The following is a 25,603-nucleotide window of genomic DNA, read 5'->3' on the forward strand; positions in this document are numbered from 1 at the left end:
GGTTCTCGAATTCATCCAGGGTTCAAGCCACCGCGCGCGGCGGATAGACCCGGGTAGGCACGAAAGGAATCAGGCAGATCAGGGCCACGGCAATGCAGGCCATGACCAGGTAGAGGTCGGCCGAGGTCAGCACCAACGCCTGATCGTGGATGCGCCTGGCCAGGCCGGCTGCGTTATCGTCGACCAGCGGGGCGTTGCCCAGGCTGTCCACCAGGTGGTTGGAATGGAAGTGCCGGCGCAGGGTGCCAAGGGCGTCCAGCAGGCCACCGGCGATCACCGCGGCCAGGCCCTTGACGGTGTTGAACCAGCTGGAGGCGAACGGGCCTTCCTGCGGGGTCATGCCGTTGGTGGACAGCATCAGCAGCGGCAGCACTGCCATTGGCTGGCCGAACACCTGCAGCAGGTAGAACGGGTAGAAGTCGCCTCGGATCCACTCGCTGGTCAGCAGGCTGCTGCCGACACAGGACACGGCCAGCATCGCCAGGCCGATGCCCAGTACCCAACGGCAGTCCACCGCGCGGATGTTGCACAGCGCCGCCGTCAGCGGCAGGGCGATCAGCTGCGGCATGGCCACCAGCATCATCAGCGGGCTGGTCTGCGCAGGGCGGTAGCCCTGGATCTGCGCCAGGTAGGCTGACGGAATGCTGCCAACACCCGAGAGCACGATCAGCACACCGGCCAAGGTCACCAGGGCGAAACTCAGGTTGCGCCGCGACAGCATGCGCAACTGGAAGAACGGCAGCGGCTCGGACCATTCGTTGAACATGAACAGCACCAGCAACAGCAGGCCACCGCCGAGCAGCCAGCAGATCAGCGGCGAATCGAACCAGCCCCAGCGGTCGCCCAGCGACAGGCCCAGCACGATGCAACTGATGGCCGGCAGGCCGAGCAGCAGGCCGCGCCAGTCGAACTGCTTGAAGCGCTCCAGGCGCAGCGGGTCCTGCGGCAGGCCCCAACCGACGCAGAACATGGCCAGCGCCGAAGGCAGGATGATCTGCCAGAACGCCCACTGCCAACCGACGTATTCAGTCCACAGCCCTGCCAGCGGCGTGCCGAGGTTGGGGCCGAAGGTGGCGGTGAGGGCATAGCAGGCCAGGCCATAAACCTTGATGCCCGGTGGCAGGAAACGCAGGGCAACGCTCATCAACATGGGCGGCAAGGCGCCAGAGGCGAAGCCTTGAAGTACACGCAGCAACATCAGGCTGTGCAGGTTTGGGGCGAACGGTTGCAGCAGGCCGAGCACGGCAAACAGGCAGATGGCGCTCATGGTGAAGCGCCGCAGCGAGAACGTGGTGGCCAGCCATGGCGCGAAGGCCATGGCCGAGACCGAAGCGGCGCTGTAGACCGCCAGCAGCCAGGCGCCTTCGTCGGCACCGATGCCCATGGCACCACGGATATCGGCCAGGGAGATCTTGGTTACCGACTCGTTGAGGCCCGCGCACAGCACGGCCAGCAGCACACCGAACAGCCCGACCACTACCTGCAGGCCGAACGCAGTCTGCGCAGGCGCGGCCGGCGCGGGGGCGGCGGCAATCGCGGCAGACTGGGCGGACAGGGAACTCATGGGCAGACATCTCCAGCAACAAATTTGCGACTGGAGCAAGTCTAAGAAGGTCGAATGCTGACGAAAACTGACTTCTCGGTAGGTTTATGTTGCGTCAGGCGCAATCCACCTTTTGCAGGTCTGGCCCTATCGCCGGCAAGCCAGCTCCCACAGGTGCTGCGAAGTTTTCGAGATATGCACCGATCCTGTGGGAGCTGGCTTGCCGGCGATGAGGCCCTCACAGGCAATCAAGGGTCAACGCTGCAACAGGCCTTCAGGGTCTGCCGCAACCAGCGATGCGCCGGGTCATTGTGAAACCGTGGGTGCCATGCCTGCAGCACGTTCACCCGCTCCAGCGGCACCGGGATCTGGAACGAGCGCAGCGGCAGCCCAAGCTTGTGCACGCTGTTGAGGATGTTCGCCGGCATCGGCAGGATCAGGTCGGAATCCGGCAGCGAGAACAGCGCCGAGTGAAAGCTCGGGGTGATCAGCGCCACCCGCCGCTGCACCTTGAAGTTGGCCAATTCCACATCGATCGGACCATTGGCACGGCCACGGCGGGACACGCTGATCTGTGGATAACTGGCAAAACTGGTCGGCGTGATCGGCTGCTCGAAGATTGGGTGGTCACGCCGCGCCAGGCCCACGTAGTAGGTCTGGAACAGGCTCTGCACCTTGATCTCCGGGCCCAGGTCCACGGTCGAGCTGATGATCAGGTCGGTACGTCCGTCGCGCAGCACGCTGTCATCATCGCCGCCGGGGCTTTCCGGCACGAAGCGCAGCACCGTGCGCGGCGCCTGCTCGTGCATGCGCCGCAGCAGCTGGGCGCCGTACAGGGCGATGAACAGGTCGTTGGTGCGGATGTTGAAGGCCCGGTCAAGCTTGGGCAGGTCGACCTCGTCTGCACTGCGGAACACCTCGCCAGCCTGCTCCACCAGTGCCGCCACCTGCTCGCGCAGGGCCAGCGCCCGCGGCGTCGGCACCAGGCCGCGACCGGCGCGCACCAGGATCGGGTCACCCAATGCATCGCGAATACGCCCCAGGGTCCGGCTCATCGCCGCCGGGCTCAGGTTCATGCGCTGCGCCGCGCCGACCACGCTGCCCTCGTCGAGCAGGGCATCGAGGGCGACGAGCAGGTTCATGTCCGGGAGTTGCATGGCCGTTTTCCGTTACAGCTGTGAGGAATGGCGATGGTAGCAGGTTGGTGGAATGCACCAGACGCAATGCGCTCGTGCGTGGTGGGGCATTTATTTTGGACGGTGATTGGGTCATAAGATTTGCAGTGCCTGTACTGGCCCTATCGCCGGCAAGCCAGCTCCCACAGGTTCAACACAGGCCTTGGGCAATGCGGGGTACCTGTGGGAGCTGGCTTGCCGGCGATAGGGCCGGTACAGGCAAATGCTTAGCCAGCCTGAAACAAGGATTCCACATGCCCAGCCCTGTCCTGATCGCCATCGACGCCTCCCCTGCATCCACTGCCCTGCTCACCCTCGCCCGCCACTACTGCCGCCCCGGCGAACACGAACTGCATGTGCTGCTGGCCATCGACTCTACCTTCGCCGTCCACGATCAACCCGCGCCCTACACCGCGGAAGAACTGGAAGAATACCCCGCCGCCTGCGAAGAGCAGCACCAGGCCGACCAGGCGGTGGCCGAGGCGGTGCGCGAGTTGCAGCAAGCCGGCTTCGCCAGCCGGGGCTGCATGGTGGCCGGGCAGCCGGTCGAGGCAATCGTGGCCAAGGCGCAGGAACTGAATTGTGAACTGATCATCATGGGCCACCGCCACCTGTCACGGCTGGGGCGGATGCTGGACCCGTCGATCAGCGCGAAGGTGATTGATCGGGTGAAGGTGCCGGTGTTGGTGGGGGCAGCGAGTGCATGACTTGAGAGGTATATCGCCTGAGATCGAACGCCGCCCGCGCAGCGCTTGATCCCAGGCGACATACTTATCAAGGCGAACTCGGCTTCACCACCACCGTACAAGTCGTCCCCGCTGCCAGCAAAAACCCGTCCGGCACTTCATCGATATGAATGCGCACCGGCACCCGCTGCGCCAGCCGCACCCAGTTGAAAGTCGGGTTCACATCGGCGATCAACTCGCGGCTCTGTGGGTTGTCGCGGTCATAGATGCCACGGGCGATGCTCTCCACGTGGCCCTTGATGCGCTCGCCGCTCATCATCTGCAGCTCGGCCTGGTCACCCACCTTCACATGCGGCAGCTTGGTCTCCTCGAAGAACCCGTAGACCCAGAACGAGTTCTCGTCGACCACCGCCATCACCGCTTCACCGGTACGCGCATAGTCACCCTTGTGGATATTCAGGTTGGTCACGTAGCCGTCCACCGTGGCCACGATATGCGTGCGCTTGAGGTTCAGTTCGGCGGCGGCCAGTTCGGCAAGGGCCTGCTGGTAGTCCGCCTGGGCGGAGTTGGCGATGTTGCTGGCGTCGTCGCGGTTTTCCTTGGAGATCACCAGGTTGTCCATGTCGGCACGGCGCTTGGCGTTGACCTTGCGCATCTCCCAGGTGGCCTTGCGCGAAGCGACCAGCGCCTTGGCCTGGTCGACCGCCAGTTGGTAGTGCTCGGGGTCGATCTGGATCAGCAGGTCGCCCTTCTTCACCCGCTGGTTGTCCTTGACCGGCACGTCCACCACATAGCCAGGCACATCGGCAGCGACGTTGATGATGTCGGCACGCACACGGCCGTCGCGGGTCCAGGGCGTGGTCATGTAGTGCAGCCACAACTGGCGACCGATCACCACGGCAGCGGCAAGCACCAACAGGGTGGCGATCAGGCTGAAGAACTTTTTCATCGAAGGATTCTCACCAGTAGAGCGACAGCGCCAAAGCGCCGAACAGGCAGACGAACAGGCTCAGGCGCAGCAGCGCCGGGTGCCAGAAGAAGCGGTAGCCATCATGGCTGGCAATGAACCGGTCCAGGCCCCAGGCCAGGCCCAGGGCGAACAGGAACATCAAGGTCATGGTGGGCATGTACACACCATGGAAAGCGATTTCACGGGGCATGGTTTCACGGAGCATCGTGCGGTCCTTTCGCCGGTGCCAACGGCGACTGTGGGTCGAGCAGGGAAGAACGGATGAAGTGCAGGTAGCTTTGCGCGCGGCGCAGCACCGAAGTGTCGAAGTGGCGGGCGAAGGGCTCGTCGGTTGCCTGCACGCGGGAGATGGCGTGGTCCACCGCCACCAGCGCGCGTTCGTGGTTGCTGGCGCTGGGCTGCAGGAACAACCGGGCCAGGGCACGGCCCATCACGCGGATCGCCTGGCGCCAGGGCTGCGACTCGGCGTAAGCCGGGTGCACCGGCGCACGGGCCTGTTCCTTGCGTAGCTCGATGATGGCGTGGCCGATTTCCAGCACGGTGAACATCCAGCCCATCAACTGGCTCTGTACCTGCGGCTTGCCGGCTGCCAGGCCATAGGCCTGGTGCAGCAGGTCTCGGGTGCGGCTTTCGAAGGCGGTACCGATGCCGCGCAGGCGGCCGCTGATGGCGAACAGCACCTGCTCGCGCAGTTCCTGCTCCAGGCGGCTCCACAGCCAGCGGCTGTTGGGCGGCAGGATGATCGCCCCGGCAGCGGCACAGACGAACATGCCGATGACCATGCCGATGTAGTCGTTGATGAAGGTGTATGGGTCATACACGGTGAGGTTGTTCGGCACCGAACCGATGGCGAAGAACACCAGCAGGCCTATGCCATAGCCGGCATAGGCCGGCCGTGACGAAAGGAACGCCCCCAATACGAACACCGGCGCCAGGACCATGCACAGCAGCGGGAAACCGTCGATCCAGGGGAACACGAAAAAGGTTTCGAAGAAGCCGACGAAGGCACCGATCGCCGTGCCGCAGGCCATCTGGAACGACATGCGCTTGGGGTTCGGCGAGGCCGCCGACAGGCCCACGGTGACGGTGGCGATCAGGGTCATCATGGCGCCGCTGGGCCAGTCGCTGAACAACCAGTAGCTGCCCAGCAGCAACAGCACCGCCGAGGCGCGCACACCGGCGGCCAACGATACCAACCAGCTGGTCTGCGCCACATAGGGCTCACTCCACTGCTCGCGCTCGTGCCGGTGCGCGGCCAGCGAGGCGTGGGTTTCGGCGTAGCTGTACATCTCGTCGACGAAGCGGTAGAGCAGCTCGAAGGCAGTGTGGAAGTCGAGCAGGTCGGACTCGCTCGGCTCGGTTGCCAGGTACTCGGCGCGCAGGCCGCGCACCTGTGCCTGCAGGCCTTCCTTGTAAGCGGCCAGCTCCAGGGTCAGGCGCAGCGCATCGGCGTCGGTCAGCGCCCGGCCCACGTAGGGCTGCAACAGCTCCACGAGGGTGTTCAGGCCCGGCTCGATGGCGCCGACGATCTGCAGCGGGCCGCGAGCGCGCAGGCGCTCCAGCAAACGATGCAGGGCATTGAAGCGTGTGGTAATGGCCATGAACTCGCTGTTCATGCGCACCAGGCGACCAGAGCGCCGGCGCATGTGCGGGTCTTCGAAGGCGGTTACGTTGCGCAGGCTCTCCAGGCCCACTGCTTCAGCGACGAAGCGCACGTTGCTGCTCTCGAAGCGGTCCCGCTGGCTTTCGCCGCGCAGGGCCTCGACCACCACTCCGGCGAACACGCCAAAGCGCTGATACAGGGCGTTGCGCATGGCGGCACTGGCCGACTGCGGCAGAATCGCCGCGCTGACGAAGGTCGACACCAGAATGCCCAGGGCGATTTCCAGCACCCGCCATACCGCCGCCATGAACGCCTGGTCAGGGTGTTCCAGCACCGGCAGGCCGATCATCGCCGCGGTGTAGCCGGCCAGCACGAAGCCATAGGCGCGGAAGGTGCGGTAGCGCATGGCACCGGCCGAACAAAGGCCTACCCACAGGGCCAGGCTGGGCAGGAACAGCTCGGTGTTCTGCGGGAATATGGCGATCAGCGCCACCATCATCGCCGAGCCGGCCAGGGTGCCGAGCACCCGGTAGAAGCTCTTGGCGAACACATGCCCGCTTTGCGGCTGCATGACGATGAACACGGTGATCATCGCCGTGCGCGGTTGGGGCAGCTCCACGCGCATGGCCAGCCACAGGGTGATGAACGCAGCGGCCAGCACCTTGAAGATGTACACCCAGGTCACCCCGTCGGTGCGTGCCCAGGCAAAGAAGCCCCGGCGCCATTCCAGGCTCTGCAGCCAGCGCACGGGCAAACTGGAGTTGCTCATTCGGCGTTATCCGGCTTCTTGTCGAAAATGGCCAGGGTGGCCGGGGTTTTCGGTGCGGCCTGGCGCTCCTCTTTCGGCACGTCCTGGCCAGCCTGCAAGCCGCCGCCCAAGGCAGTTACCAGCTCGGCATGGGCAATCAGGCGGGCGGCCTGCACCTGCTGTTGCACCTGCTGCTGGCGGAACAGCAAGGTCTGGGCGTTGAGCACGTTGAGGTAGTCGGTAAGGCCACGCTGGAAGGCGACCATGGCGATGTCGTAGGTTTTCTGCGCAGCCGCGACCGACTCAGCGGCGAAGTGCGACTGCTCTTTCATCGACTCACGGCGAATCAGCTGGTCGGAGATGTTCTTCAGCGCACCGACCACGGTCTGGTTGTAGCGCGCCACTGCCATGTCATAGCCCGCAGAGGCCACGCCCAGCTGCGAGCGCAGGCGGCCGCCGTCGAAGATCGGCAGGCTGATGGCCGGGCCGACGTTGTAGTTGAACTTGCGCCCGGTGAGGAATTCCAGCGGGCCACCACCGGTTGCCATGAAGCCGAGGCTGCCGACCAGGTCTACGTTGGGGAAGAAGCCGGCATGGGCAACATCGATACCCCGCGCCTGGGCGGCCACCTGCCAACGGCTGGCGACCACGTCGGGGCGCTGGCCGACCAGTTCGGCCGGCAGATTCGACGGCAGCTTCAGCGGCGCGGCCAGGGCCAGGCTCGGGCGCTGCAACTGTGCGCCTTCCCCCGGGCCCTTGCCTGCCAGGGCGGCCAGCTGGTTACGGGCCAGGGCAATTTCTTCGTCCAGGCTGTCGAGCTGGCGATGGGTTTCCGGCAACGGCGCTTCGGCCTGGCTGACTTCGAAATGAGTACCGATGCCTGCATCCAGCCGGCGCTTGGCCAAGGCCAGAATCTGCTCCTGCTGGTCCAGCTCGGCCTTGACGATATCGCGCTGGGCGAAGTGCAGGCTCAGCTGGATGTAGGCGCGCACCACGTTGTTCTGCAGCTCCAGCTGCGCCTGGCGGGCTTCGGCCACGCTCATGTGCGCCTGATCCACGGCCTGCTCGCTGGCATTGCGTTCGCGGCCCCACAGGTCGAGTGCATAGCTGAAGCCAATGGCGGCGTTGTTGTCCCAGGTATTGGCGCCGGACAGCGCGCCCGGGCCGTAGAACTGGTCTTCAGGCCAGTTGTGACGCTTGAGCGTGGCCTGGCCATTGGCCTGGAGTTTTTCCGCCGACTCGACCACGCCGGCCATGGCCTTGGCTTCGCGTACCCGCGCCGCAGCCATGGCCAGGCTTGGGCTGCCGGCCACGGCCAGGGCAACCCAGCGGTCCAGCTGTGGGTCGCCATAGGCGTGCCACCACTGCTGGTCGGGCCAGTGGGCGTCGGTCGCGGCTTCGCGTATGGCCGCGTCGGTGGTCAGGTTGTTGGCTTGCAGCGTCTTGCTTTGCGGGGCAATGCCCCAGGTTCCGATACAGCCGCTCAAGGTGAGGGCAAGGGCACAGGCACTGAACGCACTGAGCGTTCTGATGATGCGACGCGGCACAGCTGCGATTTCCCGAGGAAGAGTTGGAGGGGCCGGGCAATTCTAGGGGGCGGCAGCACTGGCGATAAGCGTGGATTCCTGCGAATCTTTGTTACCAAAACAGCGATAATCCGCCTTTGGTCGAAGGCAACTTTTCATCTCTTTTACGTTACTTCGTGACACAATTTTGTCCTCTACATCGAGAGTGACCCATGGACACCCTGCAAAACATGCGTGCTTTCAGTTGCGTAGCCCAACTTGGCAGCTTTACCGCTGCCGCCGGGCAACTGGATACGACCACCGCGAACGTGTCGCGGGCGGTCTCCAACCTGGAAGCCCATCTGCAAACAAGGCTGCTCAACCGTACTACCCGCCGCATTGCGCTGACCGAAGCCGGCAAGCGCTACCTGATGCGTTGCGAACAGATTCTTACCTATGTCGAAGAAGCCGAGGCCGAGGCAAGCGACGCACATGCCCGCCCGGCCGGGCAATTGAAGGTGCACTCTATGACCGGGGTCGGTCAGCACTTCGTGGTCGACGCCATCGCCCGCTACCGCGAATCGCACCCGGACGTGACCTTCGACCTGACCATGGCCAACCGCGTGCCCGACCTGCTCGACGAGGGCTATGACGTTTCCATCGTGCTGGCCACCGAACTGCCCGACTCCGGGTTCGTGTCCCAGCGCCTGGGCATCACCTACAGCATCGTCTGCGCCTCGCCCGCCTACATTGCCCGCCACGGCGTTGCGCACAAGCCTTCCGACCTGCTCAAGCATGCCTGCCTGCGCATGGTCAGCCCGGTGATCCCGTTGGAAAAGTGGCTGTTCGACGGGCCGGAAGGCCAGGAGATGGTCAACATCACCAGCTCGCCGTTCATGGTCAATACTGCCGATGCCATGAAAACTGCGATTCGCAGCGGCATGGGCGTGGGCGTGCTGCCGATCTATTCGGCCATCGATGGCCTGCGCGATGGCAGCCTGATACGGGTGCTGCCCGAGTACCGGCTGCAGGAACTGAACCTGTACGCCATCTACCCGTCGCGGCAGTACCTGGATGCCAAGATCAAGACTTGGGTCGAGTACCTGCGCAACTCGCTGCCGGAGATTCTGGCAGCCCATGAGGCAGACCTGAAAACCCATCAGGTGATGATCGCCAATTAAAAAGCTGCTGCATTGCGGGGGCGGACAATGGTAGGTTGCTAACCATTGCCGGCCTCTTCGCGGGTAAACCCGCTCCCACAGGTACACCACTGCCTTCCAGGCCTGTGCAATACCTGTGGGAGCGGGTTCACCCGCGAAGAAACCACCACCGCCCCACCGCCTTGCAGAGAAGTTGCCCGATGAAAAAGACCGTCCTGGCCTTCAGCCGTATCACCCCGGCCATGGCCGAACGCCTGCAGCAAGACTTCAACGTGATCGTGCCGAACCCCAAGCTCGGCGATATCAACGCCCAGTTCAACGAAGCCCTGCCCGAAGCCCATGGCCTGATCGGCGTTGGCCGCAAGCTCGGCCGGGCGCAACTCGAAGGAGCGGCCAGGCTGGAAGTGGTATCCAGCGTGTCGGTCGGCTACGACAACTACGACCTGGACTACTTCAACGAACGCGGCATCGCCCTGACCAACACTCCCGACGTGCTGACCGAAAGCACCGCCGACCTGGGCTTTTCGCTGATCATGGGCTGCGCCCGCCGCACCGCCGAACTGGACGCCTGGACCAAGGCCGGCAACTGGCAAGCTACCGTAGGCCCGGCCCACTTCGGCAGTGATGTGCACGGCAAGACCCTTGGCATCGTCGGCATGGGCAACATCGGTGCCGCCATTGCCCGCCGTGGCCGGTTCGGTTTCAACATGCCGGTCATCTACTCCGGCAACAGCCGCAAGACCGCACTGGAGCAAGAGCTGGGGGCACAGTTCCGCAGCCTGGAGCAACTGCTGGCCGAAGCCGACTTTGTCTGCATCGTGGTGCCGTTGTCCGATGCCACCCGCAAGCTGATTGGTGCGCGTGAGTTGCAACTGATGAAGCCGAGCGCGTTCCTGATCAACATCGCCCGCGGGCCGGTGGTGGACGAGGCTGCGCTGATCGAGGCGCTGCAGAACGGCACCATTCGCGGTGCGGGCCTGGATGTGTACGAGAAAGAGCCGCTGAGCGATTCGCCGCTGTTCAAGCTGCCCAATGCCCTGACCTTGCCGCATGTTGGTTCGGCCACTGCCGAAACCCGCGAGGCCATGGCCAACCGGGCAATCGACAACCTGCGTGCGGCGCTGCTGGGTGAGCGGCCGCGGGATCTGGTGAACCCGCAGGTGTGGAAGGGCTGATCGCCCTCTGCTGCCTGCCCTGGCCCTTTCGCGGGCTCGCCCGCTCCCACAGGTACACCACCGCCCTAAAGGCCTGTGCAGTACTTGTGGGAGCGGGCGAGCCCGCGAAAGGGCCGGCACAGGCAACCCATCACCTATTTGGCCACCACAACACCCTCAGCCACCCTGGCCTTGGGCTTGCGAAACACCAGCACATTCCCCGCCATCACCGCCACCAACCCCAACAAGGCCGGTGCCGTCCACTGATACCCCTCGGCCACTGCCGACACATTCAACGCCACCAACGGGAACAGCACCGTGCAGTAAGCTGCCCGCTCCGGCCCCATGCGCCCGACCAGGGTCAGGTAGGCGGTAAAGGCGATCACCGAGCCCGGCACCACCAGGTACAGCAACGAGCCTATGTACCGCACGTTCCACTCCATGCTGAATGGCACGCCGCTGACCACGCAGAACACCGCCAGCATCACCGCCCCGTAGACCATGCCCCAGGCATTGGTGGTCATGGGTTTGAGCCCGGCCTTCTGCTGCATGCTCGACAGCATGTTGCCGGCCGAGAAGCACAGCGTACCGAGCAGCGCCAGGCCAAGGCCGTACAGGGTTTCGCGGCTGGCCGCGTGGTGGGACAGCTCGGGCCAGAACAGCAGGCCCAGGCCAAGTAGCCCCAAGGCGCCGCCGCCGAGCACATTGCCGGCGATTTTCTGGCCGAAGAAGATCCGCGCATTGAGTGCATTCCATAGGGTGGCGGTGGAGAACACCACGGCGATCAGGCCGCTGGCAATCCACTGGCTGGCGCTGAGGAAGCAGATGAAGTTGACGCAGAACAGGCACAGGCCCTGGGCCAGACAGATCTGGTGGCCACGCCGGTTCATCGGCTGCAGCCGACGGGTGAGCAACAGGAAGGCGAACAGGATCAGCCCAGCCAAGGCGAAGCGGTAGACGATCGAGACCGGAATGGCGACAACACCCAGCTGGAGTTTCAGGGCGATCCAGGTGGTGCCCCAGATCAGGACGGTTAACAGGTAGAGTGACAGGTTCATGGCGGCGGTTCCTTGGGCCTTTCAGGATCGGTGCCCGGCGCTTCGCGGCTAAAGCCGCGAATCGAGGGCGCAGCCCTCGCCGAGGCGTTTCAGTGTTCTCCTGTCGAACACCCACGCGCTTGCACAAACTTGCGCATTTGTCCCGCTGCTAGCTGTAAGCCTGCCCAAGGCGCAGTAGGATGGCTGGCAAGAGGAGCCGCCCATGACCCCACTCACCCAACTGCAAGTATTCAACGCCATGCACGCCTCGCCCCACGCCCGGCTGGAGCTGAGCGCGCACCTGGGCGACGGGCTGGCAGCAGCGTTGTGGAGCAACCGCGACGATGCCCGCGACTACCAGGCACCGAGCCATCACACCCTGTCGTGCTACATTGCCGACGGCACCGGCACCTTCCGCCGCCAGCGCCCGGGCGACAAAGGGGCGCCCGACAAGCTGTGCGTGATGCCGGCCGGGCACGAGTCGAACTGGGTGGTCAATGGCGCGATCCGCCTGGCACACCTGTATGTCAGCGAGGCGCAATTCGCCCTGGGCTGTGTGCGCCTGCTCGACCGTGAACCGCGTGAGCTGCAACTGCAGGAAGCGACCTTCCTCGATGACCCGCAGCAGGCCACGCGCTTTCGCCAGCTGATAAACCTGGACTGGGATGAACCTGGCGAACGCCTGCTGGCCAGCAGCCTGGCGCACGAGATCGTCGACCATGCGCTGCTCAGCCAGGTCGGGCTGCGTCAGGGCCTGCGCCTGAAAGGCGGGCTGGCACCGAGCCTGCGCCGGCAACTGGTCGACTACATCGAAGCGCACCTGGACCAGCCCATTACCCTGGGTGAACTGGCCTTGCGCTGCAACCTGTCCGAATACCACTTTGCCCGTATGTTCCGCGCCAGTTTCGGGCTGCCGCCGCACCAGTATCTGCTGGCTCGGCGGCTGCATCGGGCCTGCCAGCTGTTGCGGCTGGGGGTGATGCCGTTGGGGGAGATTGCCCTGTTGTGCGGGTTTGCCAGTGCCAGCCATTTCAGCAACCGGTTCCGCCAGGCGGTCGGTGCAACGCCTGGTGAGTACCGTCTGGCCTTCAATTCGTGAAACGGGGGCCGCTTTGCGGCCCTATCGCGACACAAGGCCGCTCCTACAAGGGTACGCGTTTCTCTGTAGGAGCGGCCTTGTGTCGCGATAGGGCTGCAAAGCAGCCTCAGGTACCTAGAACTCGAAGGTACTGGACAAGCTCACCTGCCGTGCATCGCCAATGGCCACAAAGTACTGGTTCACCGCCGAGCTGTAGTAAACCTTGTCGAACAGGTTCTTCACGTTCAGCTGCAACAGCACCTTGTGCTCGTCGAGCCTGGTCTCGTAGCTGGCAAACGCGTCGGCCACGGTATAGGACGGCAGGTCGAAAGTGTTGGTCGAGTTACCCGCGCGTTCGCCAACATATCTCGCACCGGCACCAAAACGCAGGCGGTCGCCGCCAAACAGGCTGCCATAGTCATACACCGCCGACAGCGAACCACTGTGCCGGGCCACGTTCTGCAGGCGGTTGCCCTTGAGGACCGGGTCCTTGGTCACTTGCGCATCGGTGAAGGCGTAGCTGCCGATCAGGCTCCAGCGCTCACTCAGCTGGCCGGTCAGGTCCAGCTCGACGCCCCGTGAGCTGACCTCTCCGGCATTGCTGTACACCGTTTCGCGCGTACTGGTATCAAAGTTGGAAACCAGCACGTTGCGCTTGGTGATATCGAACAACGCCAGGGTACCCGTGAGGCGGCCCGGCATGTCGAGCTTGGCGCCCAGTTCCCACGATTTGCCCTCTTCCGGCGCCACCGACGAGTCAAGCACCACGTTGCCGACCAGCGGCGCGATGGTGGAGTTGGGCTTGAACGACTCACTATAGCTGCCATAAAACGACAGCTGCTCGTCCACCTTGTAGACGATACCTGCATGCGGCACCCACGCCTGGCCATTGATGTCGGTGTTGGCCTTGAACGGGCGGCCACGGCCAGCGTACTGATCGAACTGCTGGAAGCGCGCACCAGCCACCAGGATCCAGTGATCATCCAGGTGCAGCGCGTCCTGCACGAACAACGCGTCGGTGCGTAGTTTGTCGGTCTGGTCGCTGTCACTGGCTTTTACGGTGGTACCCTCCACTTCCTGACCGTAGACCGGATTCGTATAGCTGAAGGTGGATTGGGCGGTCTGCCGGATCATGTCACCGCGGAAAATCTTGCGGTCTTCATGATCGACACCGAACAGCAGGTCATTCTGCATCCCGGCCAGTTCCACATTGCCGGCCAGGCTCAGGGTGGCGAACTGGTCACGGCTCATGGCGTTGTGGGTGCCGTCGATGCTGCGCGACAGCGTGCCGGTTTTTTCATTCACGCCGGTCACCCGCACCTGGCTGGCATCATAGGTTTCGCGGTTGAAGCTGTAGCCGAAGTGCAGCTTCCAGTCATCGGCCAGCTGGTGGTCGACTTCCAGACGGTACAGGTCGGAACGCCCCTCCATGTCGTTGAAGGGTTCGTCCAGGCGCCGCGTGGCCGGGATGTCCAGCGGGTGGCCGTTGTTGCCGAACGCCGTGCCACGGTCGAAGGGGTAGAGAAATTCGCGATGCTCATAGGCCAGTACCACCTGGGTGTCTTCACCCAGCCAGGCCAGCGACGGCGCTACCAGCGACTCACGGTGCACGCCGTAGTTGCGCCAGTAGTCTTCATCTTCGTGGTCGACGATCAGGCGATAGGCGAAGTTGCTGTCGCCCAGCGCGCCGGTGCTGTCGAACCCGACACCGCTGCCGTTCTTGCCGCTGCCGTAGGTCGACCCGCGCACGGTCAGGGCGTTGTACTGCTCGAGTTGCGGGCGCTTGCTGACCACGTTGATGACCCCGCCCGGGTCCTGGATGCCGTACAGCAGCGAGGCCGGGCCCTTGAGCACTTCGACCCGCTCGGTGCTGGCGTTGAGGCTGCGGCCCTGCACGATGGGCATGCCATCGCGCATGATCGAGCCGTCGCGGTTGTCGCCGAAGCCGCGCTTCATCACCGTGTCGGAGGTGCCACCGAAATTGTTGCCCTGGGTGATGCCGCTGACATTGGCCAGGGCGTCATCGAGGTTGCGCGGGGCCTGGTCACGGATGACCTGGGCAGGAACCACGTTGATCGCCTGAGGGATGTCCTGGCTCGGGCCTTGCCCGCGCATGATCGAGGCCGTGGCCGGGGGCTGGTAGCTGTAGTCGTCCAGTTGCGAGGTCACGGTGGTGGCCTGCAGGTTGAGGGCGCCGGAGGTGTCCACTGCTTCGAGGGTGAGCGTACGTGCATCGACGCGGCGCCAGGCCAGCCCGGTAGTGCCCAGCAGCTGTTGCAAGGCCTGTTCAGCGCTGAACCTGCCGTTCAGCGCCGGCGCCTGCACGCCTGGCAGTTCCAAGGTATAGATCACACTCTGGCCAGTGGTGCGGCTGAAGGTGTCGAGTGCCTGGGCAAGGGGTTGCGCCGGCTGGGCGAAGGTATACGCCTGCTGCTGCTCGGCGGCACAGGCCAGGGGGGCGACAGCGAATGCCGGGAGCGCGGAAAGGCCGAGCCAGAGAGAGACGCAACGCGGGGTGAACTTCATGGACGCTGACCTGTGAGAGGGATATGACTGCGAATGAATCGCACTTCCACTCATTACACGGATGCCACGTCCTGTTACCTCACCCGTTGCCTGAAAAATTTTTTGCCTGTGCCGGCCTCTTCGCGGGCTTGCCCGCTCCCACAGGGACTGCACCGGATTCGAGACTTGTGCAGTCCCTGTAGGAGCGGGCAAGCCCGCGAAGAGGCCGGCACAGGCAGCTACCTGATGACAGTCAACCGCCCCAGCACAGTCTGCCGCGAAAAGCCCATCACCTTGCCCAGCGAATCCAGCGCCAGCAATGGCGCGGCAACCGGGAAACTGCCACTGACCTTGCGCTGCCCCAACTCATCATCGAGCAACAGAATGCGCCCCGGGTAGTAACGCCCCAGGTCCTCGACCACCTGCGCCAGCGGCACCTGGTAGTAATTCAGCCAGCCCTGGCGCCAGGCCAGGCGGTTGTCGCTGGCCACCGTCAGAGTGTCGCCGACTCTGCCGCCAGCGTAGGTCGCCTGCTGGTTGGCCGTCAGTTCACGTGCTGCGGCGCCCGGCACCGGGCTCACCGCCACCCGCCCGCTTTGCACCGTGACCTGGGCGCCCTCGCCCTGCTTGCGCACTTCAAACTGGGTACCCAGCACGCGCACCTCGCCACCGGCAGCTTCCACCACGAATGGCGCGCCGGTATGCGTGACCTGGAAGAACGCCGCGCCATGCAACAACCGCACGCGGCGCTCGCCCTGCGCAAAATCGACCGCAATCGCGCTCCCCGCATCCAGCATCACCTGCGACTGGTCGGGCAAGGTCACTTGGCGAACTTGATCAGCACTGCTGTAGTCGGCCTGCAGGTCCTGCAGCCACAAGCCCGGGTGCCAGCCACCAGCAACGCCCACGGCCAGTACCAGGCAGGCAGCCACCGCCAGCGCTGCAGCCCGCTGCAGCCAGGGGTGCCTGGCCGGTGGCCTGGCCATCGCATCCAGATAACGTTGCAGGCTTGCCTGTTCTTCAGCGGCCAGACGCGCCGCCGGGATGGCGCTGTTCTGCCACAGCAGCTGGGCCTGGGCGTAGGCCTCACGGTGCCCGGGATCGGCCAGCAGCCAGCGCTTGAACCCCGCGCCCTCGGCTTGTTCAGGCTGTTCGTTGATACGGCTGAGCCACTGCAACGCGGCCCGGGACTGCGCCTCGTTGATCGGCGGTAAACGGCTCATCGACGGGCACTCCCTGGCCGGCGTAGGGTGGACGCGGGCTCGGCAACACTCGCCTTGCACGCTTCGAGGGCGCGCATCATATGCTTTTCCACAGCACTCTGGGACAGTTGCATGGCCTTGGCGATCTCGCCGTACTTGCAGCCGTGGATACGGTTGAGCAGGAAGATCTGCCGGGTGCGCTCGGGCAAGGCGCGCAAGGCAGCGTCGATGCGCTGCAAGTCGTGATCGACCTCCACAGCCTGTTCCGGGGCCTGGGCCATGGCCGCTTCATCCAGCGGCAGCACAGCTTCGGCCACACGCTCGCGGCTGCCTTCGCTGCGCAGGTGGTCGATGGCCAGGTTGCCGGCGCAACGCAGCAGGTAGGTGTCCAGCGCCTCGACCTTGACCTCGGGGCGACGCCAGAAGCGCAGGAACAGTTCCTGGACCAGGTCCGATGCCGTGGCCCGGCAGCCGACCCGGCGGCTCACCAGGGCCTCCATGCGTGCCCGCTGGGCCTGGAACACCTGGACGAAGCGCGCACGCCCGCCGCCGCATTCGGCATCCGCCTCGATCATGTCGCCCGGCTCGCTCACCTGGTCACTCGGCGAACAGGGCCAGCAACGGCCCCAGCACCACGCTGGCGGCCGCCAGGCCCAGCAACAGGCGGGGCTGGTATGGCAGGCCGAACACCCACAGGGTCACCCCAGCCATCATCACTGCAGTCCACTCCACCAGGCCATGGGCCCAGCCACGCAGGTGCACGCTGAACACCAGCGACAGCACCAGCAGCAGCCAGCCGGCGCTTCGCAACAGCCGCAACTGCCCGGGGCGTGGCTTGTGCCCGAGCAGGTCGACGAAGTGCTTCTCCATGGCCAGGCACAGGGCAACGAAGCCGGCGTAAGCGATCAGTGCATTACCCAGCATCAGCTCGCCTCCGCCGTTTCAGTGCCTGGTTTCCTCGCTGCACGAGGGGCCCGTTTGGCCACAGGCTTCGGGCTGTGCAACATCTTCCCGGCCAGCCAGGCCAAAAACAGGCCGGTGCCCAACGCGGTCAGGTCGAAGCCGGCCATGGCCCAGTCCCCCGCCGGCAGCGAATGGTTCAGGCCTTGGCCGGTGGTAAGGCCGTTGAGCAGCGGCAGCAAGGCAAAGGCCAGCGCGCCCAGAGCCAGTTGCTCGCCCCATGCCCGGCGCCCACTGCGCAGCACAGCGTGCAACAGCGACAGGCCCCAGGCGCTGAAGAAGGCATTGACCTCCCAGTCGGCCCGGCCTTCGACACCCATCGGGATCAGGCGGTTGGCCCAGAAAAAGCCCGCTACGGCCAGCAACAGGCCGCTCATGCTGGCGATATTGAGCACCTCGACCAGGCGCAGTTCGCCCGGCAAGCGCTCGCTCCTGGCATGCTTGAGCTGACGCTTGCCCAGCCACATCACCAGCCCGGTACCGATCACCGCGGTACCGGCCACGCCAAAGAAGAAATACAGCCAGCGCAGCCAGGGGCCGGCGAAATTGCCCATGTGCAGGCCGGCAAAGCTGAAGGCGGTCATCATCGCCCCGCTCTCCGGCTTGCCCTGGTTAAGCAGCACACCGCTCGCGCCATCGAAGGTCCAGTTGGCGCTGCGCCGATAGGCCACATGGTCGGCCGCGGACTGGGTAAAGGTGACACGGGCATTGCTGTCGCCGGCATTTTCCACCTGGATACGGCCGATACGCGCGCCCGGTTGCATGTCCTGCACCTTGGCGTACAAGCTCGGCAACGGTACCAGCGGCGCGGCCACATGAGCGGCCTTGGGCGCATCGTTACGGCCAAACAGGTCGTTGAAGTACTTGCCGGTGTCATTGCCGTAGCTGGCCAGGATGCCTGCCGGCATCACCATGTACATGAACAGCACCAGGCTGCTGTAGCTGATCATCAGGTGGAACGGCAGCACCAGCACGCCAATGGCGTTGTGCCCGTCCAGCCACGAGCGCTGGCCCTTGCCGGGGCGGAAGGTGAAGAACTCCTTGAAAATCTTCTTGTGGGTGATGATGCCGGTGACCAGCCCCAGCAGCATGATGAAGGCGCAGAACGTCGACAGCCAGCGGCCGAAGGGGTATGGCATCTGCAGCTGGAAGTGGAAGCGGTAGAAGAACTCGCCACCGCGGCTGTCGCGTGCTTCCACCGGCTGGCCGGTCTGGGTATCGAGGGTCTTGGTGACGAAGCCGCGTGGCCCGCCATTGGGGTCGCGATAACCCACGCTCAGGGCGGCCTCACGTGCGTTGGGCATGCGGATCAGCCAGGTGCCCGAATGCCCGGCGTTGTCCTGTAGGTACCGCTGGGCCACCTCCAGGCTTTGGGTCGGGTCCAGTGCGTGGCTGCGCACTTCTGGCTGCGACCAGTGGGTGATTTCTTCCTTGAAATACGACAGCGTGCCGGTGAGGAAGATGGCGAACAACAGCCAGCCGAAGATCAGGCCGGTCCAGGTGTGCAGCCAGGCCATGGCCTGGCGGAAGCCTTCTTTCATGGGGTTTTCATCCAGTGGGCCAACCCGCTGATCAGCCCCAGCAGCACGCTTGGCGCCAGCACGCCCAGCCAGGCGCGCAAAGCGCTGCGGCACGCGAAGCACCAGATGAACGCCAGCAGGTAGAAGACGAATGACAGCAGCAGGCCGGTGAGCGTGGCATCGACCTGTGGCAGTGGCGCTACCAGGGCAATACAGACGCTGGCCATGGACGCCAGCAGGTAGCCGCCCAGCAGCGCGGCCAAGCTACGTGAAGTCACGGCCAGGCGATAGCTGAGCGAGGGACCGGCGGTTTTGCGCGTCATGGCGAAGGTCCGGGCGTTTTCGGGGCTGCAATAATAATGATTTCAATTCTCATAAGCAAAGCCTGCCCGATGAGCCGCCTGCCGCCTTGAATGCAACAAGAAATTTATTTTCAAAAAGGGCTTGAATTCGTTTCGCCGTTGCCTGACCTTAGAGTCAAGAGGCGCAGAAATTCCAAGGGTCTCAAAGGCCTAGGCGCGTCTCCATGCGAGCAAGCTGAATAAGGATTGAATCATGCAAATCCAGGTCAACAGCAGCAACCATTTCGAAGGCAACGCCCGGCTCGACCAGTGGGTCCGCAGCACACTGCAGAACTCGCTGGAACGTTACGAAGACGACCTCACCCGCATCGAGGTTCACCTGCGCGACGAGAACGGCGCCAAGCCCGGACCGCATGACAAACGCTGCCAGATGGAGGCTCGCCCCAAAGGCCACCAACCGATTTCCGTGACCCACACAGCTACTTCGCTGGACCAGGCGGTAGATGGTGCAGCCACCAAGCTCAACCACGCGCTGGAACACTTCTACGGCAAGCTGCGCAGCAAGCGCGGAGCCCTGGAACTGAGTGACCCGGACGCCTGATCGGCAATGCAAACGCCCGGCCTGATGCCGGGCGTTTTCGTTTGTATCGATCGATGGCGCTGAACCAACAGGTAATTTCCCCGGTCAACTTCTGCACTCATTCACCGCAGAAGCATGACCATGAATAACCCATTCGAACGAATCAGCGCTGCATTCGCCCCCGAATACCGGGTCAACCTGAGCATTGCAAACCTCGACGGCAGCATCATGCTGACCTTGTCCGACGACGCTGGCGTGGTCGCCAAGCGCCTCATCACTCAGGCCCAGCGCAATGACCCGGTGCGCCTGCAGCGAGTGATCGACAGCATCCGCCTGGGCCTGGCCATCGAACACAGCCAGAACCCCCTGCAGGTGCTGGCCGCGCTGACCCGTGACGCCCGTCACGAGCCACGCCACTTCATCGCCAACTGAGGGCTACTTGCCCTCCTCCACTTCCTTGCCGTTGGCATCCAGTACCTTGGTCGAGGGGTAACGGTACGAGGCATAGCGCACCACCAGGATCGCGAACGCCAGCAACAGGATGCCACCGCAGATGTACAACAGCCCTACGTCCGGCGCCTTGTGGTGCGAGACATCGCCGATCAGCAGGCGGGTCAGCGCAGTGATGGCCACGTACAGCAGGAAGCGAATAGGCATGTGGTTGGTCTTGAAGTAGATACCGACCATCGCCCCCAGCTCCAGGTAGATGAACAGCAGCAGGATGTCATCGACACTGACCCCGCCCTTGCCGAGCATGTCCAGGAACGTCATCACCGCCGCATAGGCGGTGATCGCGCCAATGCCGAACAGCGCCAGGTAATGGAATGCCTCGACGCACAGGTTGCCCAGCGAGTCGGCCGAGCCGTGCAGGCCCTTGCGCAGCTTTTCTGCCCATTTGATGTTCACGATGTTCCATTCCCCGATACGTCTTGAAGGATGATGCGTCACCGGTGTGACGCTTGTGCCATGCAGTTAAAAGGCCAGGCCCCTGCCTTGGAAGGCGACCGATTGCCGCAAGGCACGTTGAGGCGAGGCAAGTTGCCAGAAACATGGCTTCGCCTTTATGGCAGCTGTCATGGGGCACCTCGTATGCGCCGGCTTTTGGTTTGATGATGACCTCAATGCATGAGCTGGAAACGTTGCGGGCTTTGCTTGAGTCGGCACTGGTTCAGATGCAGATGCCCGCTGAGCCTCGGACTTTGCACTGAGGTTTGAGTGTTGCGTTGTCTGGGCTGGCCTCTTCGCGGGTAAACCCGCTCCCACAGGATCTCCACAGGCCTTTGAGGTAGATGCAGTACTTGTGGGAGCGGGTTCACCCGCGAAAGGGCCCGGATGGCCAAGGCGCTGATGGATGATGCTGAGTTGGGCATGAAGCAGTAAGCCCTCTGCACCACGCTACAATTTCTGCTTGCGAAGCAATCAACATTGCCATTACTGTATATAGATACAGTAAATCGAAACGCAACCAGCAAAAGGCATAGAGGTGATGAATGGCCGTCGAAGTGGTGTACCGCAGCAGCCGCGACCCGGAGCGCTTGTTCATGGATAAGGCCGAAGCAGACCGTCACGACAAGATGCTCGAACTGGCCGAGCGCCTGGCCGAAGTACTGCACAAGGCAGTGCCCTCGCTGACCGAGCAGCAGGTCGAGGAAGCCGGTATCTACATGGCCAAGAACCGCGATGTGTTCGCCCGGGCATTCAAGAGCCAGCCGGATGCACTGGCCGAGTTGCTCGAAGCGCCAGCGGCCGAGTAATTGCCTGCACTGGCCTCATCGCCAGCAAGCTCCACAGGGGGGTACATGGCTTGCTCCATTGCTCAGGTCACCTCATTGCCCTGTAGGAGCAGCCTTGTGCTGCGAAGAGGGTAGTTGAGCAGCAGATATTCTTCGGCAGTAATGGCCTCTTCGCAGCGCAAGGCTGCTCCTACAAGTCGGCGCGACAGGGGGGCGCTGGCTTGCCGGCGATGGGGCCAGTGCAAGAACACAAATTACTTCAGCCGTAGAGCAACCGCTCCGCCAGCATCTGCGCTACCCGCGCCGGCGAGCGTTTCTCTGCCTGGGCATGGCCAAACACTTCGGTCAGCCGTGAAGGTATACGCGCCAGGTGCGCAGTGATGGTGCCCAGGTCTTCGCCACGATGGGTAAGTGCCACGTAGATCAACCCACCGGCATTGATCACGTAATCGGGTGCATACAGTATCCCGCGCGACTCCAACTGGTCGGCTACCTGCAAGGTAGTCAGCTGGTTGTTCGCCGCCCCCGCCACTGCCGCGCAACGCAACTGCATCACGCTCTGCCCGTTCAACACCGGCCCCACGCCGCAAGGGGCAAAGATGTCGCAAGGGGTGCTGATCAATGCATCATTGGTCACCGGATGGGCATTGAACTGCTCCACCGCCAGCCGCACCCGCCCAGGGTCCAGATCGCTCACCAGCAGGTCAGCACCCGCTGCGTGCAGTTGCTCCGCCAGCGCATAACCGACATTGCCCAGCCCTTGCACCGCCACCCGCAACCCTTGCAGGTCATCACTGCCAAGACGGAACGAAGTGGTGGCACGAATGCCGGCAAAAACCCCCATCGCCGCATGCGGTGATGGGTCACCCGAGGCCGTGGTGCTGGTCACATGGGGTGTGCTCTGGGCAATGCAGTCCATGTCCAGGGTCGAGGTGCCGCTGTCCACGGCAATGATGAAGCGCCCTTGCAAAGTGTCAATGAAGCGGCCAAAGGCCTCGAAAAGCGCGGCACGGTTTTCCACATGAGGGTTGCGCATGATCACCGCCTTGCCGCCCCCCAGTGGCAGGCCGGCCAGCGCCGCCTTGTAGCTCATGCCTTGGGCCAGGCGAATGGCGTCGGTCATGGCGCTTTCATCGTCGGCATAAGGCAGGTAGCGGCAACCGCCCATCGCCGGGCCCAGTTGTTCGCTGTGGATCGCCACCACGGCCTTCAGGCCGGTGGGCGGGTCGGTGAACAAGTGCAGCGACTGGGTACGGGTGCTTTGCATCAGCGCGAACATCGACAGGCTCCCCTACGAGGTGCTCCTTCCAGTATAGGCACGGCCTTTGGGCTGGCGCCGCCGCCGGACCACTGGACGAAACCGCGCGCCGCGGCTAATACTCAAGCGTGTGTGGAGAAGCCCATGAAGCCACGTCAAGCCTGCCTGGCCTGCCTGGAACGCGAGCCCGTCGCCCTGCTGGAAGCCGCATTATGGATTGCCGCCGAGCATGACCGCAGCGTCGAGCCCGCGATCAACCTTGCCAAGCTGAATGACCTGCAGCGCGAGATCAGCGCCAACCTGCCGATGCTGCCGCTGTGCGAACTGGCCCAGCCACTGCTGCGCCAACTCAATGCCCTGGGCTTCCAGCAGGATGAATATCACCCGCTGCGCCCGCATGCCGCGATGATGGACAAGGTGATGCAACGCCGCCGTGGCCAACCGCTGACCCTGGCCATCCTCGCCCTGGAACTGGCCCGGCGCCTGTCCATCCCCCTTGAGGGCGTAGGCTTCCCCGGCCATTTCCTGCTGCGCGTGCCTGGTGCGGATCACCTGCTCGACCCCTGTGGTGGCCGCCGCCTGTACCCCAACGATTGCCGTGAGCTGCTGGCTCGCCAGTTTGGCCCGCATGTAGCGCTGACCGCAGAGCACATGCGCACCGCCAGCCCGTTGCAGATGCTGCAACGCCTGTCACGCAACCTGCGCCAGTTGCACATCAGCAACGACAACCACCTGGCGGCGCTGATCGATGCCGAGCGGGTCATGCAGCTGGGCCCGGTGCAGGTCAGCGACTATGTGACCCGCGCCTCGCTCTACCAGTACCTGGATTGCCCTCAGGCCGAGCGCTTCGACCTGGAGCATGCATTGCTGCTGACGGAGGACCCGGTCCAGCGCCTGAAACTGTCCGAACGTATTGGCAAGCTTCCGACGGCGAACCGTTCCATTCACTGAGCCGGGCTGTCCGGCTGCTGTGCTGGGTGGGCCTGGGCGAACGCCGGGTGCCCCACCGCCAAGGCGGCAACCCGCAGGATGCGCGGGAAGCTGTCGAGGTCGATGTTGAAGCGTTCGGCCGCGTACAACTGCGGGATCAGGTAGATATCCGCCAGGCCCGGCTCATCACCGAAGCAGAAGCCGTGATCGCCTATCAATTGCTCCACTGCCGCCAGCCCCTGGCTGATCCAGTGGCCGATCCACTGGTTGATCTGGCTCTCGTCCTGGCCTGCCTGGCGCAGCCGGTTGAGCACACTGACGTTGTGCAGTGGGTGGATGTCGCAGCCGATGATCGCCGCAACACCCCGCACCTTGGCGCGCGCCTCGGCCGTGGCTGGCAGCAGTGCGGGCTGTGGATAAACCTCTTCCAGATACTCGATTATCGCCGGCGACTGCACCAGCAGCTCGCCGCCATCGGTGCGCAAGGCCGGCACGCGGCCCTGCGGGTTGACCGCAACATAACCCGCACCGCGCTGCTCACCCTGCAACAGGTTGACCGGCAGGGACTGGTAGGCCAGCCCCTTCAGTGCCAGGGCAATACGCACTCGGTAGGACGAGGTGGAACGGTAATAGGTGTACAGCTCCATGCCCCGCCTCCTCAGTTGGCCGCGATGACCGTGCCGCGGCATTCGCCGAAACCGATGCTGGCCACGCCATCACGCACGCAGCGAGCACGCAAGATGATCTCGTCGCCATCTTCGAGGAACTTGCGCACCTCGCCACTGGCCAGTTCCACCGGGTGCTTGCCGCCTTCGGTGATCTCCAGCAGGCTGCCGAACGAGCCTGGCGTTGCGCCCGACAGCGTGCCAGAACCGAACAGGTCGCCCGGTTGCAGCTGGCAACCGTTGACGCTGTGGTGCGCAACCAGCTGCGCCACGGTCCAGTACATGCTGCGGGTGTTGCTCAGGGTCAGGCGGTGTGGGGCGAGGCCCTGCTCGCGCATTTGCTCGGTCAGCAGCAGTACCTCAAGCTCAATATCGAAAGCACCTGCGGCCTGGTCGCGCTTGTCCAGCAGGTACGACAGTGGCTGCGGGTCGCCTTCCGGGCGTGCCGGCTGGGCACAGCGGAACGGTTCCAGCGCTTCGGCGGTAACCACCCAGGGCGAGATGGTGGTGATGAAGCTCTTGGACAGGAACGGCCCCAGCGGCTGGTATTCCCAGGCCTGGATATCGCGCGCCGACCAATCGTTGAGCAGGCACAGGCCGGCCACATGCTCGGCGGCATCGCCTATCGGGATCGCCTGGCCAATGTCGTTGCCCTGACCGATCCAGATACCCAGCTCCAGCTCGTAGTCCAGGCGCGCACAGGGACCGAAGCTCGGCTCGGTGTGCCCGGCCGGCAGGGTCTGGCCCTTGGGCCGGCGCACATCGGTGCCGGACGGGCGGATGGTCGAGGCGCGGCCGTGATAACCGATCGGCACGTACTTGTAGTTGGGCAACAGCGGGTTGTCGGGGCGGAACAGCTTGCCCACGTTCGTGGCGTGCTCGATGCCCACGTAGAAATCGGTGTAGTCACCTATCTGCGCTGGCACATGCAGCTGGCAGTCGCTGGCCGGGTACAGTGCGGCCTGCAGTGCCGTCTGGTGTTCGCTGTTTTCACCCAGCAGCACCTGCAGGCGCTCGCGCAGGGCAACGCGGGCGCCGCGGCCGAGGGCGAAGAATGCGTTCAAGACACCACCACGGGTGGCCTCGACCGCGGTCTTGGCGGCCCCGTCGAACAACCCGGCGGCCAGCACCGCCTCCAGGTCGAGGATCGCGTCGCCGATGGCCACGCCACAACGCCTTGCTTCACCCGGCCGGCTGAAGATACCCAACGGCAGGTTCTGCAGCGGGAAATCGCTGTGCCCGTTGGCGTGCTCGACCCAGCTACGGGCAATGGCGGTCTGATTCATGGG

25 protein-coding genes are annotated in these 25,603 nt (G+C 64.2%); 8 read left to right on the forward strand and 17 right to left on the reverse strand.

Going from position 1 to position 25,603, the window contains the following annotated elements; translation table 11 throughout:
* Positions 1 to 22: 22 nt before the first annotated feature.
* Entirely contained in the window at positions 23 to 1,564 is a 1,542-nt protein-coding gene (locus tag V3314_RS25765) for an MFS transporter (RefSeq protein WP_196183812.1), read from the reverse strand.
* A gap of 227 nt (positions 1,565 to 1,791) precedes the next feature.
* Positions 1,792 to 2,700, reverse strand: a complete 909-nt coding sequence (locus V3314_RS25770) for a LysR family transcriptional regulator (RefSeq protein WP_046617099.1) — start codon at positions 2,698 to 2,700, stop codon at positions 1,792 to 1,794.
* Between the two features lie 272 nt (positions 2,701 to 2,972).
* On the opposite strand from V3314_RS25770, the gene V3314_RS25775 reads away from it, so the two are divergent.
* Positions 2,973 to 3,425 (forward strand): universal stress protein, encoded by a 453-nt coding sequence (locus tag V3314_RS25775; RefSeq protein WP_046617098.1) that lies wholly within the window; start codon positions 2,973 to 2,975, stop codon positions 3,423 to 3,425.
* A gap of 67 nt (positions 3,426 to 3,492) precedes the next feature.
* Here V3314_RS25775 and V3314_RS25780 read toward each other — a convergent pair whose 3' ends face one another.
* The 4 genes from V3314_RS25780 to V3314_RS25795 are packed head-to-tail and all read right to left on the reverse strand — an operon-like array spanning position 3,493 to position 8,272.
* Positions 3,493 to 4,353: an HlyD family secretion protein gene (locus V3314_RS25780; protein ID WP_046617097.1), complete on the reverse strand. Its 861-nt coding sequence runs from the start codon at positions 4,351 to 4,353 to the stop codon at positions 3,493 to 3,495.
* Positions 4,354 to 4,363: 10 nt separating this feature from the next.
* On the reverse strand, positions 4,364 to 4,564 hold the full coding sequence (locus V3314_RS25785) for a DUF1656 domain-containing protein (RefSeq protein WP_008097766.1): 201 nt from the start codon (positions 4,562 to 4,564) through the stop codon (positions 4,364 to 4,366).
* A 4-nt stretch (positions 4,565 to 4,568) separates the two neighbouring features.
* Positions 4,569 to 6,746: an FUSC family protein gene (locus V3314_RS25790; protein ID WP_338459791.1), complete on the reverse strand. Its 2,178-nt coding sequence runs from the start codon at positions 6,744 to 6,746 to the stop codon at positions 4,569 to 4,571.
* A complete protein-coding gene (locus V3314_RS25795) occupies positions 6,743 to 8,272 on the reverse strand; it encodes an efflux transporter outer membrane subunit (protein ID WP_046617095.1) in 1,530 nt (509 codons plus the stop codon). Before V3314_RS25795 ends, V3314_RS25790 begins: the two co-directional genes overlap by 4 nt.
* Positions 8,273 to 8,463: 191 nt before the next feature.
* Between V3314_RS25795 and V3314_RS25800 the strand changes: the two genes are divergently transcribed.
* Positions 8,464 to 9,411, forward strand: coding sequence for a LysR family transcriptional regulator (locus tag V3314_RS25800; protein WP_046617094.1), 948 nt, complete (start codon positions 8,464 to 8,466; stop codon positions 9,409 to 9,411).
* A 179-nt stretch (positions 9,412 to 9,590) separates the two neighbouring features.
* Positions 9,591 to 10,565: a D-glycerate dehydrogenase gene (locus tag V3314_RS25805; RefSeq protein WP_046617093.1), complete on the forward strand. Its 975-nt coding sequence runs from the start codon at positions 9,591 to 9,593 to the stop codon at positions 10,563 to 10,565.
* A gap of 134 nt (positions 10,566 to 10,699) precedes the next feature.
* Here the strand turns inward: V3314_RS25805 and V3314_RS25810 are convergent, their stop codons facing one another.
* The gene (locus tag V3314_RS25810) at positions 10,700 to 11,602 is read right to left on the reverse strand and encodes an EamA family transporter (protein WP_085601181.1); all 903 of its coding nucleotides are present in this window, start codon (positions 11,600 to 11,602) and stop codon (positions 10,700 to 10,702) included.
* Positions 11,603 to 11,804: 202 nt separating this feature from the next.
* Between V3314_RS25810 and V3314_RS25815 the strand changes: the two genes are divergently transcribed.
* Complete coding sequence (locus tag V3314_RS25815) at positions 11,805 to 12,680, forward strand: AraC family transcriptional regulator (protein ID WP_338459792.1); 876 nt, start codon at positions 11,805 to 11,807, stop codon at positions 12,678 to 12,680.
* A gap of 114 nt (positions 12,681 to 12,794) precedes the next feature.
* Here V3314_RS25815 and V3314_RS25820 read toward each other — a convergent pair whose 3' ends face one another.
* The 6 genes from V3314_RS25820 to V3314_RS25845 all read right to left on the reverse strand — a co-directional run bounded on the left by V3314_RS25820 (position 12,795) and on the right by V3314_RS25845 (position 19,169).
* Entirely contained in the window at positions 12,795 to 15,185 is a 2,391-nt protein-coding gene (locus V3314_RS25820; RefSeq protein ID WP_338459793.1) for a TonB-dependent receptor, read from the reverse strand.
* Between the two features lie 218 nt (positions 15,186 to 15,403).
* On the reverse strand, positions 15,404 to 16,387 hold the full coding sequence (locus tag V3314_RS25825) for a FecR domain-containing protein (protein WP_338459795.1): 984 nt from the start codon (positions 16,385 to 16,387) through the stop codon (positions 15,404 to 15,406).
* Entirely contained in the window at positions 16,384 to 16,941 is a 558-nt protein-coding gene (locus tag V3314_RS25830) for a sigma-70 family RNA polymerase sigma factor (RefSeq protein ID WP_196183705.1), read from the reverse strand. Before V3314_RS25830 ends, V3314_RS25825 begins: the two co-directional genes overlap by 4 nt.
* Positions 16,942 to 16,963: 22 nt before the next feature.
* Positions 16,964 to 17,290: a DUF3325 domain-containing protein gene (locus tag V3314_RS25835; protein WP_046616323.1), complete on the reverse strand. Its 327-nt coding sequence runs from the start codon at positions 17,288 to 17,290 to the stop codon at positions 16,964 to 16,966.
* Positions 17,290 to 18,867, reverse strand: coding sequence for a PepSY-associated TM helix domain-containing protein (locus V3314_RS25840; protein WP_338459796.1), 1,578 nt, complete (start codon positions 18,865 to 18,867; stop codon positions 17,290 to 17,292). Before V3314_RS25840 ends, V3314_RS25835 begins: the two co-directional genes overlap by 1 nt.
* Positions 18,864 to 19,169, reverse strand: a complete 306-nt coding sequence (locus V3314_RS25845) for a DUF3649 domain-containing protein (RefSeq protein WP_338459797.1) — start codon at positions 19,167 to 19,169, stop codon at positions 18,864 to 18,866. The genes V3314_RS25840 and V3314_RS25845 overlap by 4 nt, the downstream gene beginning before the upstream one ends.
* Positions 19,170 to 19,401: 232 nt before the next feature.
* Between V3314_RS25845 and V3314_RS25850 the strand changes: the two genes are divergently transcribed.
* Positions 19,402 to 19,749, forward strand: coding sequence for an HPF/RaiA family ribosome-associated protein (locus V3314_RS25850; protein WP_003260689.1), 348 nt, complete (start codon positions 19,402 to 19,404; stop codon positions 19,747 to 19,749).
* Between the two features lie 120 nt (positions 19,750 to 19,869).
* Entirely contained in the window at positions 19,870 to 20,160 is a 291-nt protein-coding gene (locus tag V3314_RS25855) for a DUF3509 domain-containing protein (RefSeq protein WP_025340607.1), read from the forward strand.
* Positions 20,161 to 20,163: 3 nt separating this feature from the next.
* Here V3314_RS25855 and V3314_RS25860 read toward each other — a convergent pair whose 3' ends face one another.
* A complete protein-coding gene (locus tag V3314_RS25860) occupies positions 20,164 to 20,634 on the reverse strand; it encodes a phosphate-starvation-inducible PsiE family protein (RefSeq protein ID WP_046616326.1) in 471 nt (156 codons plus the stop codon).
* A 584-nt stretch (positions 20,635 to 21,218) separates the two neighbouring features.
* Between V3314_RS25860 and V3314_RS25865 the strand changes: the two genes are divergently transcribed.
* Positions 21,219 to 21,482: a YebG family protein gene (locus V3314_RS25865; RefSeq protein ID WP_016497959.1), complete on the forward strand. Its 264-nt coding sequence runs from the start codon at positions 21,219 to 21,221 to the stop codon at positions 21,480 to 21,482.
* A gap of 238 nt (positions 21,483 to 21,720) precedes the next feature.
* On the opposite strand, the gene V3314_RS25870 is transcribed toward V3314_RS25865, so the two are convergent.
* Positions 21,721 to 22,740 carry a Glu/Leu/Phe/Val dehydrogenase dimerization domain-containing protein gene (locus V3314_RS25870; RefSeq protein ID WP_046616327.1) on the reverse strand — a complete coding sequence of 340 codons (1,020 nt, stop codon included), beginning with the start codon at positions 22,738 to 22,740 and terminating at the stop codon, positions 21,721 to 21,723.
* A 123-nt stretch (positions 22,741 to 22,863) separates the two neighbouring features.
* Between V3314_RS25870 and V3314_RS25875 the strand changes: the two genes are divergently transcribed.
* Positions 22,864 to 23,670, forward strand: coding sequence for a tetratricopeptide repeat protein (locus V3314_RS25875; RefSeq protein WP_338459798.1), 807 nt, complete (start codon positions 22,864 to 22,866; stop codon positions 23,668 to 23,670).
* Here V3314_RS25875 and maiA read toward each other — a convergent pair.
* Together maiA and fahA are read right to left on the reverse strand one after the other, a co-directional pair.
* Positions 23,664 to 24,296 carry a maleylacetoacetate isomerase gene (gene maiA, locus V3314_RS25880; protein WP_046616329.1) on the reverse strand — a complete coding sequence of 211 codons (633 nt, stop codon included), beginning with the start codon at positions 24,294 to 24,296 and terminating at the stop codon, positions 23,664 to 23,666. The genes V3314_RS25875 and maiA overlap by 7 nt on opposite strands.
* 11 nt (positions 24,297 to 24,307) lie before the next feature.
* Positions 24,308 to 25,600 (reverse strand): fumarylacetoacetase, encoded by a 1,293-nt coding sequence (gene fahA, locus V3314_RS25885; protein WP_085601169.1) that lies wholly within the window; start codon positions 25,598 to 25,600, stop codon positions 24,308 to 24,310.
* Positions 25,601 to 25,603: the final 3 nt, after the last annotated feature.

The sequence above is a fragment of the Pseudomonas sp. TE3-3-F2023 genome (assembly GCF_036784815.1).
GTDB classification, from domain to species: domain Bacteria; phylum Pseudomonadota; class Gammaproteobacteria; order Pseudomonadales; family Pseudomonadaceae; genus Aquipseudomonas; species Aquipseudomonas pudica.